Source organism: Sphingomonas sp. (assembly GCF_019635515.1).
Taxonomy (GTDB): Bacteria; Pseudomonadota; Alphaproteobacteria; order Sphingomonadales; family Sphingomonadaceae; genus Sphingomonas.
On the sequence record NZ_JAHBZI010000001.1, the window covers coordinates 629151 to 642761 of the forward strand.

General features: G+C 65.3%; 13 protein-coding genes. 9 read left to right on the forward strand and 4 right to left on the reverse strand.

Annotation, left to right across the window (positions count from 1 at the left end; all coding sequences use genetic code 11):
- The first annotated feature begins 28 nt into the window (after positions 1-28).
- From KF730_RS03155 to KF730_RS03175, 5 genes are all read left to right on the forward strand, one after another.
- Positions 29-1012, forward strand: coding sequence for an acetaldehyde dehydrogenase (acetylating) (locus KF730_RS03155; protein ID WP_294092185.1), 984 nt, complete (start codon positions 29-31; stop codon positions 1010-1012).
- Positions 1009-2037, forward strand: coding sequence for a 4-hydroxy-2-oxovalerate aldolase (gene dmpG / locus KF730_RS03160; protein ID WP_294092186.1), 1029 nt, complete (start codon positions 1009-1011; stop codon positions 2035-2037). Before KF730_RS03155 ends, dmpG begins: the two co-directional genes overlap by 4 nt.
- A gap of 22 nt (positions 2038-2059) precedes the next feature.
- The gene (locus tag KF730_RS03165) at positions 2060-2806 is read left to right on the forward strand and encodes an SDR family oxidoreductase (protein ID WP_294092188.1); all 747 of its coding nucleotides are present in this window, start codon (positions 2060-2062) and stop codon (positions 2804-2806) included.
- 40 nt (positions 2807-2846) lie between these two features.
- Complete coding sequence (locus KF730_RS03170) at positions 2847-3251, forward strand: hypothetical protein (protein WP_294092189.1); 405 nt, start codon at positions 2847-2849, stop codon at positions 3249-3251.
- A gap of 227 nt (positions 3252-3478) precedes the next feature.
- Positions 3479-5110: an FAD-binding oxidoreductase gene (locus KF730_RS03175; RefSeq protein WP_294092191.1), complete on the forward strand. Its 1632-nt coding sequence runs from the start codon at positions 3479-3481 to the stop codon at positions 5108-5110.
- A 109-nt stretch (positions 5111-5219) separates the two neighbouring features.
- Here the strand turns inward: KF730_RS03175 and KF730_RS03180 are convergent, their stop codons facing one another.
- From KF730_RS03180 to KF730_RS03190, 3 genes are all read right to left on the reverse strand, one after another.
- Positions 5220-6527 carry an MFS transporter gene (locus KF730_RS03180; protein WP_294092193.1) on the reverse strand — a complete coding sequence of 436 codons (1308 nt, stop codon included), beginning with the start codon at positions 6525-6527 and terminating at the stop codon, positions 5220-5222.
- 58 nt (positions 6528-6585) lie between these two features.
- Positions 6586-6927 carry a hypothetical protein gene (locus tag KF730_RS03185; RefSeq protein ID WP_294092194.1) on the reverse strand — a complete coding sequence of 114 codons (342 nt, stop codon included), beginning with the start codon at positions 6925-6927 and terminating at the stop codon, positions 6586-6588.
- A gap of 151 nt (positions 6928-7078) precedes the next feature.
- The gene (locus tag KF730_RS03190; protein WP_294092196.1) at positions 7079-7798 is read right to left on the reverse strand and encodes a GntR family transcriptional regulator; all 720 of its coding nucleotides are present in this window, start codon (positions 7796-7798) and stop codon (positions 7079-7081) included.
- 60 nt (positions 7799-7858) lie between these two features.
- Here KF730_RS03190 and KF730_RS03195 point away from each other — a divergent pair, with 60 nt between their 5' ends.
- The 4 genes from KF730_RS03195 (at position 7859) to KF730_RS03210 (ending at position 11986) form a co-directional block, all read left to right on the forward strand.
- Positions 7859-8746: an alpha/beta fold hydrolase gene (locus tag KF730_RS03195; protein WP_294092197.1), complete on the forward strand. Its 888-nt coding sequence runs from the start codon at positions 7859-7861 to the stop codon at positions 8744-8746.
- 10 nt (positions 8747-8756) lie between these two features.
- Complete coding sequence (locus KF730_RS03200) at positions 8757-9707, forward strand: 3-carboxyethylcatechol 2,3-dioxygenase (protein WP_294092199.1); 951 nt, start codon at positions 8757-8759, stop codon at positions 9705-9707.
- Between the two features lie 54 nt (positions 9708-9761).
- On the forward strand, positions 9762-10685 hold the full coding sequence (locus KF730_RS03205; RefSeq protein WP_294092201.1) for a VOC family protein: 924 nt from the start codon (positions 9762-9764) through the stop codon (positions 10683-10685).
- A 68-nt stretch (positions 10686-10753) separates the two neighbouring features.
- Positions 10754-11986: an FAD-dependent oxidoreductase gene (locus tag KF730_RS03210; RefSeq protein ID WP_294092204.1), complete on the forward strand. Its 1233-nt coding sequence runs from the start codon at positions 10754-10756 to the stop codon at positions 11984-11986.
- Here the strand turns inward: KF730_RS03210 and KF730_RS03215 are convergent.
- Positions 11983-13611 carry an FAD-dependent monooxygenase gene (locus KF730_RS03215; protein ID WP_294092206.1) on the reverse strand — a complete coding sequence of 543 codons (1629 nt, stop codon included), beginning with the start codon at positions 13609-13611 and terminating at the stop codon, positions 11983-11985. The genes KF730_RS03210 and KF730_RS03215 overlap by 4 nt on opposite strands.

Below are 13611 nucleotides of genomic sequence, written 5' to 3' on the forward strand. Positions count from 1 at the left end.
GCCACTCCGGAGGCTGTATATCAAGTACATGCATGCTAGCATTTTTTCATTGAGAAGAGGGTATGGTTTAGTGACCAAGACGAAAGTAGCGATCATCGGCTCCGGCAACATCGGCACCGACCTGATGATCAAGGTCATGCGCTTGTCCGAAAGCCTGGAAATGGGTGCCTTTGTCGGCATCGATCCGGAAAGCGACGGGCTGAGACGCGCGGAGCGTTTGGGCGTTCCGATCACGGCGGGCGGCATCGAAGGCCTCACCGCGATGCCGGAATTCAAGGATATCGCGATCGTGTTCGACGCGACCTCGGCTGGCGCGCACAAGCGGCACAGCGAGATGGTGATCGCGGCAGGCAAGCGCATGATCGACCTGACCCCGGCGGCGATCGGGCCCTATACGATCCCGCCGGTCAACGGATCGGTCAATCTCGACGCGGCCAATGTCAACATGGTGACCTGTGGCGGCCAGGCGACGATTCCGATCGTCCACGCCGTCAACCGCGTCGCCAAGGTGCATTATGGCGAGATCGTCGCCTCGATCAGCTCGAAGAGCGCGGGTCCGGGCACCCGCGCCAATATCGACGAGTTCACCGAGACGACCAGCCAGGCGATCATGGATGTCGGCGGTGCCACGCGCGGCAAGGCGATCATCATCCTCAATCCCGCCGAGCCGCCGCTGATCATGCGCGACACCGTCTACTGCCTGTGCGAGGACGGTGACCGCGATGCGATCCGCCAGAGCATCGAGGACATGGTCGTGGAAGTGCAGACCTATGTGCCCGGCTACCGGCTGAAGCAGGCGGTTCAGTTCGAAAGCATCGGCGACAACGCGCCGCTGCACATCCCCGAAATGGCCGGCACCGGCCAGACCGACTTTACCGGGCTCAAGGTGACGGTGTTCCTCGAGGTCGAGGGCGCGGCGCACTACCTGCCGGCCTATGCCGGCAATCTCGACATCATGACCTCCGCCGCGCTGCGCACGGCCGAGCGCATCGCCGAAAGGATGGCGGCATGACCTTCGATCCGGCCAGCACCAAGCTCTACATCCAGGACGTCACCCTGCGCGACGGGATGCACGCCATCCGCCACCAATATGGCATCGAGCACGTCAAGGGCATCGCCCGCGCGCTCGATCGCGCCAGGGTGGACGCCATCGAAGTGGCGCATGGCGACGGGCTGCAAGGCTCTTCGTTCAACTATGGCTTCGGCGCGCATACCGATTGGGACTGGATCGGCGCGGTCGCCGAAGTGCTCGAGCACAGCGTGCTGACGACGCTGCTGCTGCCGGGGATCGGCACCGTCCACGATCTCAGGCACGCTTATGAGATGGGCGTCCGCTCGGTGCGGATCGCTACGCATTGCACCGAGGCCGATGTCTCGAAGCAGCATATCGAGGCCGCGCGCGGTCTCGGCATGGACGTGTCGGGATTCCTGATGATGAGCCACATGTCGGAACCCGATGCGCTCGCCCAGCAGGCCAAGCTGATGGAAAGCTATGGCGCGCACTGCGTCTATGTCACCGATAGCGGCGGCGCGATGCATATGGACGCCTATGCCGCGCGTCTCCAGGCCTATGACCGCGTTCTCAGCCCCGAGACCCAGCGCGGTGTACATGCCCATCACAATCTCTCGCTCGGCGTCGCCAACTCGATCGTCGCGGTCCAGAACGGTGCGGTGCGGGTCGATGCCAGCCTGGCCGGGATGGGCGCGGGCGCGGGCAATGCGCCGCTCGAAGTGTTCATCGCCGCGGCGGACCGCCATGGCTGGAACCATGGCTGCGACCTCTACGCGCTGATGGACGCCGCCGAGGAGCTGGTCCGTCCGCTTCAGGACCGGCCGGTGCGGGTCGATCGCGAGACGCTGACGCTCGGCTATGCCGGTGTCTATTCGAGCTTCCTGCGCCACGCGGAGAAAGCGGCGGCCGAGCACGGCCTCGACACGCGCGCGATCCTCACCGAAGTGGGGCGCCGCAAGATGGTCGGCGGGCAAGAGGACATGATCGTCGATGTTGCACTCGACATGATCAAGAGCCGTCACTGAACGATAAAGGCGGGAGAGAAGGATGGACCTGGGACTGAAAGGCAAGACGGCGATCGTCTGCGCCGCGAGCAGCGGCATCGGCCGCGCCTGCGCCGCCGTCCTCGCGCAGGAAGGCGCGAACGTCATCATCAACGCCCGCACCGCGGAGACGCTCGAGGCGGTGGCGGCCGATATCCGCGCCGAAGCGCCCGATGTCACGGTAACCACCGTTGCCGGCAGCGTCACCGACGCGGCGGTACGTGAGGCGCTGGTGAACGCCGCGCCGCAGATCGATATCCTCGTCAACAATGCCGGCGGACCGCCGCCCGGCGACTTCCGCGACTGGGACCGCGATACCTGGATCGCGGCGATCGACCAGAATTTGCTGAGCGCGATCGAGCTGATCCGCCTGACCGCCGATAATATGGCTGCGCGCGGCTTCGGCCGGATCGTCAACATCACCTCTTCGGCGGTGCGGGTGCCGATCCCGGTCATCGGCCTGTCGAACGCCACCCGCGCAGCGCTCACCAATTTCGTGTTCGGCATCGCCGGGGAATTCTCGTCAAAGGGCGTGACGATCAACAATATCCTGCCTGGGCCCTTCGATACCGAGCGGCTGCGCAAGTCGAAGGATATTACCATGCACCTCACCGGCAACCCGGTGGCCGGCCGCATCGGCGACCCGCTGGAGATGGGCGCGATGTGCGCGTTCCTGTGCAGCAGGCATGCGGGCTATATCACCGGGCAGAATTTCCTGATGGATGGCGGTCTCTATCGCACGAGCGTTTGACGCTCGCGACCAGGTACGCGCGGTGACGGGAGAGGAATCGATGCGCGGCACGGGCACCCTGCAGCACGACATCGACGCTCTGGAGCAGACCAATGCCCGGATGCGGGCAGTCTTCGAAGCGAAATCGGGGAACTGGAAGCTCGAGCTGGTCAAGCTGCGGCGGATCCAGGGCGTGCAATTGTCCATCCTCTCTGAAAGCCTCGGTAAATGGGCCGGACAGGTTCTTGATCCCGGCGACAGGGAGACCGCGACGCGTCTCTTCGCGGAGATGCGGCGATCGGTGGGGACGACGCAGGCGGAGTGGCCGCTCAGCTTGATCAATGATGCGGAATCGCTGCGCCGGTATAACGCCGCGAGCCAGCATGCCATCGCCGCCAGCACGGCATTCTTCTCGTGGATCAAGACGCATCTCAGGCGCCCCGAACAGGGCATCGAGCTGCGGTGAGCGGCGGCCGGAACGTTACCACGGAGGTTACAGATCGCGGCAGACGCCGCCTGCCCGCAGTCGCCAACCCTGCCCCTTCATCTCTGTGAACGACGCGCCGGGAACGGCAAACAACGTTATGAAACTTGCTGTGCCGGGCAGGCTCGGTAGCCCTCAAATCCTAAACGCGGCCCGCAAACGGGTTGCCAGGCTCGAGCCGCCTGGTGAGAGGATGAGAGGAAGACGCGATGATCCAACATTATTTCCACGCGCCCTGGCAGCAGCCGACAGGTGATGATTTCCTTGTGGCGCCGCGCCGTTCCGCGCTTGACCGGCGGGCGTTCGTGCGCTCCGGCCTGGTGGCCACCGCGGCGGCGGTAGCGGCGGTGCCGGCCGGCGGACTGTGGGCAAAGCCCGTCCTCAAGGGAAGCGGCCTTGCCGCCATTCCCGACGAGATGGCGGCGATCGCCCTGAACGGCAAGTCGCTGGCGCTGAAGCGTGCGGACATCCGCGCGCTGCGCGACGCGCTAAAGGGGCAGGTGCTGCTGGCGCAGGACGAAGGCTATGATAGCGCAAGGCGCATCTGGGATACGAGCTTCGATCGCCGGCCGGCACTGATTGCCCGCTGTGCGAACGCTCAGGACGTCATGCAGGCCGTCGACTTCGCGCGCTCGAGCGGAATCCGCACCGCGGTGCGCGCAGGCGGCCACAGCCATTCGGGCATGTCACAGCCCGAGGGTGGATTGATGATCGATATGACTGCGATCAACGAGGTGCGGGTCGATGCGGCAGCGCGCGAAGCCCGAGCCGGCGGCGGCACGCTGCTTGGCGGACTGGACCGGCCAGCGCAGGCGGCTGGCTTTGCGGTCACGCTAGGCACCGACACCGGCACCGGCATCGCCGGCCTCACGCTCGGCGGCGGCATGGGTCGTCTGATGCGGCAGTTCGGGCTCACCATCGACAATCTGCTGAGCGCCGATGTCGTCACCGCTGACGGTAAGCTTCGCCATGCCAGCGCGCGGGAAAATCCGGAACTGTTCTGGGGCATCCGGGGCGGCGGCGGTAATTTCGGCATCGTCACCGACTTCCGCTATCGGGTGCATCCGTTCGCGCGCCCCGTCATGGATGGGTTCAGGGGCTTTCGCTATGATCCCAAACAGGCGCGCGCGTTCTACGCGACGATGGCCGAGCTTGCCGCGCGCGCGCCCGACGATCTGATGCTCGGTGCGGCGATAGTCAATTCCGTGCCGCCTGGCGGCAAGGCATTGGTTCGCTCGATGGTGTTGAGCGTCAGCTATACGGGCGTCGATTTCGATCGCATCAACACGATGCTCGCAGCGTTCGACAAGTTTGGCCCGCCGGTTTTCGATTCGATCGCGGTAATGCCGTATCTCAAGGCGCAGCGCGCCGAGGGCGCGGCGAACGTCATCGTCCCGACAAAGGTGCAGATGTTCTCCGAAACCGGCTTTCTGCGCGAGATGCAGCCGGAGATGATCGATGAGCTGGTGCAGCGGTTCGAAGCCATGCCCGGCGATATCGGCATGATGGCCGCCATCGGCCAATTGGGTGGCGCAGTGTCGAGGGTAGCGCCGGATGCGACTGCCTATTGGAATCGCTCTGCCAAATTTCAGTTCTACGTCACTGCGAGCTGGAGCGATCCGGCGCGTGGCGCTGTCAGCCGCGAGGCCGCTCAAGCGATCTGGGCCGGCGTCGAGGAATATACCGAGGGCTATTACATCAACATGCTGGATCACGAGGAGGATCAGCGCCTGCGCGCCAATTTCGGCGGCAATTTCAAGAGGCTGGTGAAGCTCAAGCGCAAGGTGGACCCGGGCAATTTGTTCCGCATGAATGCCAACATCAAGCCGGACGCCGTCTGACGCCGTGGCGCGGTCGCGGCGGCTTGGGGTATGGGCCGTCCCTGCCGGTCATGGCGGGACGCCCATTGCCTCCGGTTTCGGCTTGGCCGCGCCGATCAGGAACGCGGCGCTAGACCGGGTGCGCCGCCGAGCCGTCCTGCGGGAGCGCGGCGTCGCCCGCAGAGCCGGCCAGACGCGTCTGGGCGATGAAGAAGCAAGCCGCGGCAATCAGCGTACCCGCCATGCCGGTCAGGGCGATGGCGAGACCGAGGCGCATGCCGCCATTGCTGAAAACACCCACGAACAAGGGGCCAAGACTGCCGCCGACCGCCGCTGTGCACAGGCCCATAAGCGCCGCGGCGCGGGCCTGTTGCCAGGGTTGGACACTGAGCTGAAGCGGCACCAGCATCATCGAATTTATCATCGAGGCCAGGAAGACGAAACCCGCATAGCAAATCAGCGCCGTCACCGGCGAACCGCTCAACCCGAGGGCCGCCGTCGCAACGGCGGCACCCGCGGCAATCAATTTGAGAAAGCGGATCAGCGCAAACAGCGAATCGTCCTGCCGCCGCGCCGCCGCGCGATTGGCGACCAGGGTGCCGATGACGCCGGCGGTTAGGAACGCCGCTCCCGAGGCCGCGCCGGCCGACCCCACTTCCATGCCATGCTCGCGAACCAGCAACATCGGGAACCAGGCGACGAAGCCGAACATGGCGAGGAAGTTGGCCGTCATCGCCGCATAATGCCATGGCAGGAACGGCGGGATGCTGCTGCCGCTCTTCACCACGGCGTCCGCCACCTGCTGGCGCTCCGGGCGCGGGCGTTCCGTCACGCCCCATGCCAGCAGCGGCGCCAGCGCCAAGCCGGGCAGGCCGAGCAGGACGAAGATATAGCGCCAGGGATCCTCGATCGAACCGGTGAGCAGCTTGAGCGCGATGCCGCCGCCGATCAGCGCGAGTCCGCTGCCCAGCCATGGCGCCAGCATGAAAAAGCTGCTCGCTCGCATGACGTCGCGGCGTCCCCCCATCTGGCTGATGAGCGATGCCGCCGCCGGGCCCAGGCCGGCCTCGGCGACTGCGGTCAGGCTGCGGAAGAAGAACAGGGTCACGAACGATCCGACGAACCCGCAGGCGATCGTGGCAAGGCTCCAGATCAGCACGCACAGGCCGGCGATGCCGACGCGTCGCGCGCGGCGGTCCAATAGCCAGCCCAGGGGCAGGCCGGCGATCGCGTAGAACAGGGAAAACGCGACGCCCTGAAGCAGCCCAAGCTGCAGATCCGAGAGATGGAGGGCGTCCTGCACCGGCTTGGCCAGCAAGCTCATGACGTGGCGGTCCGCCTGCGCCGCGATGGTGCAACCGATCAGCGTGAGCAGCATGGCGCGGTCCTGACGCGGCCGCCGCGCCTCGCTGCCATCCATGGCGGGGGATATGCTCATAATCTACCTCGATATCGTCCTGGATGCGCCGCAAATCCGGCGCGAGGCGGGGACGCGGTTATGGGATCGCGGAACCTTGATGCGGGTGCACGGCGAACGGCTGACCGCGCGTCACGTCATAGGGCGCGGCGAACAGGCCGGGCCGTCGCGCTTCGATCCAGCGGCCGACGCCTTCGGCATGGTCCCGAAGGGCACGGTCGTCGCGAAAGGTGCTGAACACGCCGAAGCGTCCGCCGCCGAGATCGACCGCCATATAGCCGGAAGTGCCGGTTTCGGCGCGCAGCCGCACGGCCACCGATTCGAGAAAGTCCCGAGCCTCGTCCTCGCGGCCCGGAATGGCCTCCATCGTCACCCACACCGCGTGCCGGTCCATGTCAGCCGGGACTGCCGCAGATGCCATGCTCGCCTCCACCATATCAAAGCTCCTGCCGTAGAGAGGCATGCTTGCATGCAAGTCATAGGGATAATGACGTGGCGCCTCAAGCGTCTTTGGACAAGGCTGGCATCCGTGCGCCCGGTCGGGCAGGGCGGCAACGCGAACCGCGCCTGGGTCAGCCTTTCTCCAGTCCGACCAGCACGGCGCCGGCGACGGCGGCGATATGGGCCTCGGCCACCAGCTTGGCGCGCTCAGGCTGATGACGGGCAATGGCGTCGATGATCTGCTCGTGATCCTGCACGGCATCCGACATGAACGCTTCGAACCCCGCCGAATGGGTGATGAAGAAGTCGCACATGTTGAAATTGCTGCGCTGCTTTTCGTCCAGCAGCGGCGAGCGGGCCATTGCGTGCATCAAATGATGGAACTCGCGGTTCAGCGCGGCATGCGCCACAGCGTCGCCCGTCTGGCCGATGGCGATCAATCGATTCTGGAGCCCGCGGAGCTCGGTCAGTTGCGCATCGGTGCGGCGCATCGCGGCAAGCTCGACAAGAAGCCCTTCCATGCGCTGGAACATCAGAAAGAAATCGGCGATTTCATCGCGGCTGGGATCGATCACCTGGCAACCGACTTGCGGGATGATCTGGACAAAGCCGTCCGCCGAAAGCCGATTGAGCGCGGACATGATCGGTTGGCGGCTGGCGCCGGTCTCGGCAATCAGTTCCTTGACCAGGATCCGCTCGCCGAACGCGTAGCGCGCATGCACAAGCCTGTTGATGATGAGGCCATAGACTTGGTTGTTCTTGCTCAACCTCGGCGCCTTTCCTTCCCGCAACATATGTTCCCTATCCCCCTTGGCGCGCCGATCAAGCTCTGACTGAGGCAGGCGCACCATTGCGTGACTTTACAATACATGCTTGCATGCTAGTATGATTGAATAGAGAGGGGATTGGAAATGGCATTTCTGTGGCCCGAGCTGGCAAGTGGCGAAGTCCGCCTCGGCTATGTCGATGCGGGCGGCATCCGCACCCGGTACCTCGAAAGCGGCGATCGGGACGCGGAAGAGGCGGTGATCTTCGTTCACGGTACGGGCGGTCACCTCGAAGCCTTCATCCGCAATCTGCTGCCGCACGCGGCGGCGCATCGCACGATCGCGCTGGACATGGTCGGGCATGGCTTCTCCTCAAAGCCCGCGCACGACTACGAAATCCGTCATTATGTTCAGCATCTGCTCGATTTTTGCGATGCCACGGGAATTGCGCGCGCCCATCTCCACGGTGAATCGCTCGGCGGATGGATCGTCGCGCAATTCGCCATCGACCATCCCCAGCGGGTCGCGACGCTGACGCTCAATACCGCGGGCGGGCTCAATACCGATCCCGCTGTAATGGAGCGGGTGTATAACGTCACCATGAAGGCGGTTGCCGAAGCGAGCCCGGCGACCGTGCGTGCGCGGCTCGAATGGTTGATGAACGACCCGTCGCGCGTCACCGACGATCTCGTCGAATTGCGCTATCGAATCTACACCCAGCCCGGATTCATCGACGCGATGAAGCGCATCCTGTGCCTCCAGAACATGGAGATCCGCATGCGCAACGTCCTGACCGACGAAAGCCTGACCCGCATCTCGGCGCCGACGCTGGTGATCTGGACCGATCATGATCCGACCGCGCCGGTCGCGACTGGCGAGCGCTTCGTCGCAGCGATTCCCAATGCCGAGCCGCTCGTGATCATGGGCGACTGCGCGCATTGGCCGCAATGGGAAAAGGCCGACGAGTTCAACCGCATCCATCTCGATTTCCTCGCCCGGCAAAGCGCCGCGGCGAGCGCCGTCGCGGCCTGAGGTAGAGAGGATGCCGCTGCGCCTGATCTGCGCCTCCCATACGCCGCTGATGGACCATGTCGATGCCGACCCCGCGGTCGATGCGGCGGTGCGGGGTCATTTCGCCGCGTTGGCGGAAGAGGTTGGCGCCTACGATCCCGAGCTCGTCATCGAATTCGCGCCCGACCATTTCAAGGGCTTTTTCTACGACATGCTGCCGTCCTTCACCGTCGGCGTGCGCGCGACGTCGATCGGCGACTACGACATTGGCGGCGGCGACTTCGACGTGCCGGAGGATCTGGCGATCGATTGCGTGCGCGCGGTGCATGCGGATGGCGTCGATGTCGCCATGTCCTACCGGATGCAGGCGGATCACGGCTTTGCGCAGTTGCTCGTGCTGCTGGGCGGGCGGGTCGATCGCTGGCCGGTATTGCCGATCCACGTCAATTGCGCTGGCCCGCCGCTACCGTCCTTCGCACGGGTGCGGGCGCTGGGTGCGGCAGTGGGACGCTGGGCGAATGGACTGGGTAAGCGCGTGCTGATCCTGGGCTCGGGCGGGCTGTCGCATGATCCGCCGATCCCGAAGATCGCGACTGCTTCGCCGGATGTCGCCGAGAAGCTGATCGCCGGACGCAACCCACCGATCGAGGCGCGGCGCGCCCGCGAGGAACAGAATTACGAGGCCGCGCGCAGGCTGGCGCGCGGCGAAGGCCAGAGCCTGCCGCTCAATGCTGCATGGGATCAGGGGCTGATGGCGGCGCTCGACCGCGGTGAGCTAGACTGGCTCGATCATCTGAGCGAGCGCGAACTGGAAGATCTGGCGGGCTGCGGCGGGCACGAGGTGCGCAACTGGGTTGCGGCCTATGCCGCCATTGCGGCCGTTGGCCCCTATGTTTCGCAAAAGCGGTTTTATCACGACATTTCCGCGTGGAATGCGGGAATGGGAATCAGCGTGGCGACACCGGCGGCGGAAGTGGCCTAAGCTGGCCGGACCGGTGCCGAACCGTCCGCTGCAGCGCGTGTGGGAGAGGGTAGGATGATCCATTCGTTGAGGCATTTCGCGCTGAGTGTACCCGATTTGACGCCGGGCGCGGATTTCTACCAGGCGTTCGGGCTGAACCTGGCGGAACGTGACGGGGCATTGGGCTTTCGCAGCGACGGCCGTGATCATGACGAAGTGATCCTGATCGAGACCGGGCGCGACCGCAGATTCCATCATATCTCGTTCGGCACCGATGCGGCTGGACTGGCCGCCATCGCCGGGCGGCTTGAGGAGCGCGGCATCCATCGCCTTGATCCGCCGCTGCCGGATGCGCCGGACGGGCTGTGGTTCCGCGACGCCGATGGCAATCTCGTCAACGTCACCGTTGCCGAGAAGAAAGCGCAGCCGGCGGAGCCGGCGCCGTCGATCAACCGGCCGGGCCTGGTCACCCGTGCCGGCGTGCGCGGCTGTCCAAGCCGTGACATTCCCGCTCGACCGCGCCGGTTGGGCCATATGATCCTGTTCACCGCCGATGTCGCCCGCATGCGGAATTTCTATCGTGACGTGCTCGGCATGAAAGTCAGCGATACGATCGTCGATGAGTATGCCGCGTTTCTGCGCCTGCCCGGCGACAGCGACCATCATGTGCTGGGGCTGCTCAAGTCCGGCGGCCCGGGTTTCCACCATGCCAGCTTCGAAATGGGCTCGATCGATGAAGCGGCGCTGGGCGCGCAGCGGGTGTTCGGAAAGGGATACCGCCATGCCTGGGGGCCGGGGCGGCACGGCGTGGGCTCCAACTACTTCCATTACTTCCGCGATCCGTGGAACGGCATGGCGGAATATTATTTCGACATCGATTTCGTACCCGCCGATTTCGAATGGCCGGTGACGGACTGGACCAAGAAGGACGGCATGTTTCTGTGGTCAGCCGACGGCCCGCCGCCTTCGGACTTCGGGCATAATTACGAACTGGGCTGAGCGGTCGCCGCACAGGGGTCGGACCGGGCTGCCGGTCCGCGCGCCGATGACCGTATTGAAGGCAGGGCATGGTTGAGACATCGTTCGACATCGTCATCGTCGGCGCCGGTCATGCCGGCGCGCAGGCGGCAATTGCGCTGAGGCAGAACAAGTACGCCGGCAGAATCGCGATCGTCGGCGACGAGCCCGAACTGCCCTATGAGCGCCCGCCGCTCTCGAAAGAGTATTTCTCCGGCGAGAAGTCCTTCGAACGTATTCTGATCCGCCCCGCCGCATTCTGGGACGAACGCGGCGTAACGATGCTGCTTGGCAAGCGCGTGGTGCAGGTCGATCCGTCTTCCAGAATCGTCACGACGGAAAGCGGCGAGGCCATCGGCTATGGCCAGCTGATCTGGGCAGCCGGCGGCACGCCGCGCGCCTTGTCCTGTCCGGGGCACGATCTCGCCGGCGTGCATAGTGTCCGCACCCGCAAGGATGTCGACCGGATACTCGCCAATCTCGATGGCGCCGCCCGGATCGCGGTGATCGGCGGGGGCTATATCGGCCTCGAGGCCGCGGCGGTGCTGGCCAAGGCCGGCAAGCAGGTCGTGCTGATCGAGGCGCTCGATCGGGTGCTTGCCCGGGTGGCGGGCGAGGCGCTGTCGCGCTTCTACGAAGCCGAACACCGCGCGCATGGCGTCGAGATCCGGCTGGGCGCGGTGGTCGCCTGCATCGAAGGGGAAGGCGAGGCCAGCGGGGTGCGCCTCGCGGACGGCGAGGTGATCGCCGCCGACCTGGTGATCGTCGGCATCGGCATCGTCCCCGCCGTTGCGCCGCTGATCGCGGCGGGAGCGGAAGGGGGGAACGGCGTCGCGGTCGATCGCCAGTGTCGCACGTCACTCCCCGATATATTCGCGATCGGCGACTGCGCCTTGCACGCCAATCGCTTTGCCGGCGGGGCGCCGATCCGGGTGGAGTCGGTCCAGAACGCCAATGATCAGGCGACGCTCGTCGCGAAGACGATCACGGGGCAGGAGCTGGAATATGATTCCGTCCCTTGGTTCTGGTCGAACCAGTATGACCTGAAGCTCCAGACTGTCGGCATCTCCGCCGGCCATGACGTGGCGGTGCTGCGCGGCGATCCGGCGGCGCGCAGTTTCTCGGTCGTCTATCTGAAGCAAGGCCGGGTCGTCGCGCTGGACTGCGTCAACGTCGCCAGGGATTATGTCCAGGGCCGAAAGCTGGTTGTCGAGGGGCTATGCCCGGATCCGGCGAAACTCGCCGATCCGGGCACCCCGCTCAAGGAACTGGCTGGCGCCTAAGCCGCGCGCGATCGGCGAGTCTTGCGCGCTGGCCGCGGCTTGGCCGCCAGACTCTCGACCAAAGCCGCCGCCTCGCCGGGCAGGACGCCCTGGCCGCGCCAGGCGACATAGCCGTCCGGGCGGACCACCAGTGTCACCTGCTCGTCCGGCGCGACGCCGAAACGCTCGAACGCTTCTGCATTCTGCCCGGCACTGTCGATCTGGTGGACTTCCACCTCGCGGCTCGCGGAGATGCTTGCCAGTGCCTGGCTCTGCGCCGCGTCGAGCGCCGCATTTGAGAAGACGAGGATATGGAAGCGATAGCCCTTGATCAGGTCGAACACCGCCTTCCCGCCAGTCAGCGGCGCGTTTGGCACTCGCCCGCCCGGCTTCACCTTGCCATCGGTGCCGCCGACGAACGCCGAGCGTGGATAGACGATTCCGCGCTGCGAGAGCTTGTTGAAGACCTTGTTATGGAATGGAGGGAGCTTGGAAATGACTGGCAGCGCCAGACTGGCCATGCGGTCGCGCAATGCAGCGATCCAGCCGGCCTGTCCGGCGGCGGCGGCGAACAGCTTGCCGGTCGATTTCACCACCGCTTCGCCGAGCGGACGGCGCTCTGCGTCATAGCTGTCGAGCAGTGATTCCGATCCCGATCCGCGTAGCACGGCGGCGAGTTTCCACGCCAGGTTCGCCGCGTCCTGGAGTCCGGTGTTCATGCCCTGGCCGCCGGCGGGCGAATGGATATGCGCGGCGTCGCCGGCGATGAAGGCGCGGCCGCTGCGATACTGGCCGGCGATGCGATGGTGCGCGCGGTAGCGGGTCAGCCATTCGGGATTGCTCAGCTTTACCGGCACGCCGATCGCCTTGGCGAAGCCGGCCTGCATTTCCTCCAGCTCGAGAGGCGCGGGGCGGGCATTCTCTGCATCGCCGACTGCGTTTTCGCTGAGATCGGTGGCCATTACGCGTGACAGGCGCGATCCGTCGAGCGGCAGGAACAGCCCGGTCAGCGCGCCATTGTGGAAGACGCGGAACTTGTCATGGCTGAATTCCCAGTCGACCTTGCAATCGGCGAGCAGGAAACGCTGGGGCACCATATCGCCTTCCCAACCGATTCCGGTCTCGCTGCGCACGATGCTGCGTGAACCGTCGCCGCCGACGATATAGGCGCTGCGGATTTTCGCCTGGCCAGCGGGTGTAGTCACCGTTGTGGTCACACCGGTCGCATCCTGCTCTATCCGGTCGACGGCGACACCGCGCTCGACCTTCACGCCGAGCTTTTCGATATCCTCGGTGAGGATCGCCTCCGTTTCCGACTGCGGGATCATGAAGATATAGGGGTAGGGGGTGTCCGGCGCCCGGACATGGGCGAAGTTGAGACCGCCGCGGAATTTGCCTTGGAAATGCATGTTGACCGAATCGACGGCCATGCCGCGCGCCAGAAACCGCGCGGCCAGCCCGATGCTCTGCATCAGCTCCAGCGTGCGCGCCTGAACCGCGAAAGCGCGCGATTCGCGGGTCTGTTCGGGGCGTTGCTCGACCAGCCGGACATCGATGCCGTTGCGCTTGAGCAGGTTCGCCGCCATCAGCCCGGTCGGGCCGGCACCGACCACCAGCACTTCGCAATCGAGAGCCGATTTCGCCAT

What these genes read in the sequence shown, in the direction of transcription:
- KF730_RS03155 (WP_294092185.1), top strand. Translation starts at nt 29, where the DNA reads ATGCATGCTAGCATTTTTTCATTGAGAAGAGGGTATGGTTTAGTGACC.
- dmpG (WP_294092186.1), top strand. Translation starts at nt 1,009, where the DNA reads ATGACCTTCGATCCGGCCAGCACCAAGCTCTACATCCAGGACGTCACC.
- KF730_RS03165 (WP_294092188.1), top strand. Translation starts at nt 2,060, where the DNA reads ATGGACCTGGGACTGAAAGGCAAGACGGCGATCGTCTGCGCCGCGAGC.
- KF730_RS03170 (WP_294092189.1), top strand. Translation starts at nt 2,847, where the DNA reads ATGCGCGGCACGGGCACCCTGCAGCACGACATCGACGCTCTGGAGCAG.
- KF730_RS03175 (WP_294092191.1), top strand. Translation starts at nt 3,479, where the DNA reads ATGATCCAACATTATTTCCACGCGCCCTGGCAGCAGCCGACAGGTGAT.
- KF730_RS03180 (WP_294092193.1), bottom strand. Translation starts at nt 6,527, where the DNA reads ATGAGCATATCCCCCGCCATGGATGGCAGCGAGGCGCGGCGGCCGCGT.
- KF730_RS03185 (WP_294092194.1), bottom strand. Translation starts at nt 6,927, where the DNA reads ATGGCATCTGCGGCAGTCCCGGCTGACATGGACCGGCACGCGGTGTGG.
- KF730_RS03190 (WP_294092196.1), bottom strand. Translation starts at nt 7,798, where the DNA reads ATGGTGCGCCTGCCTCAGTCAGAGCTTGATCGGCGCGCCAAGGGGGAT.
- KF730_RS03195 (WP_294092197.1), top strand. Translation starts at nt 7,859, where the DNA reads ATGGCATTTCTGTGGCCCGAGCTGGCAAGTGGCGAAGTCCGCCTCGGC.
- KF730_RS03200 (WP_294092199.1), top strand. Translation starts at nt 8,757, where the DNA reads ATGCCGCTGCGCCTGATCTGCGCCTCCCATACGCCGCTGATGGACCAT.
- KF730_RS03205 (WP_294092201.1), top strand. Translation starts at nt 9,762, where the DNA reads ATGATCCATTCGTTGAGGCATTTCGCGCTGAGTGTACCCGATTTGACG.
- KF730_RS03210 (WP_294092204.1), top strand. Translation starts at nt 10,754, where the DNA reads ATGGTTGAGACATCGTTCGACATCGTCATCGTCGGCGCCGGTCATGCC.
- KF730_RS03215 (WP_294092206.1), bottom strand. Translation starts at nt 13,611, where the DNA reads ATGGCGAAATCGGCTCTCGATTGCGAAGTGCTGGTGGTCGGTGCCGGC.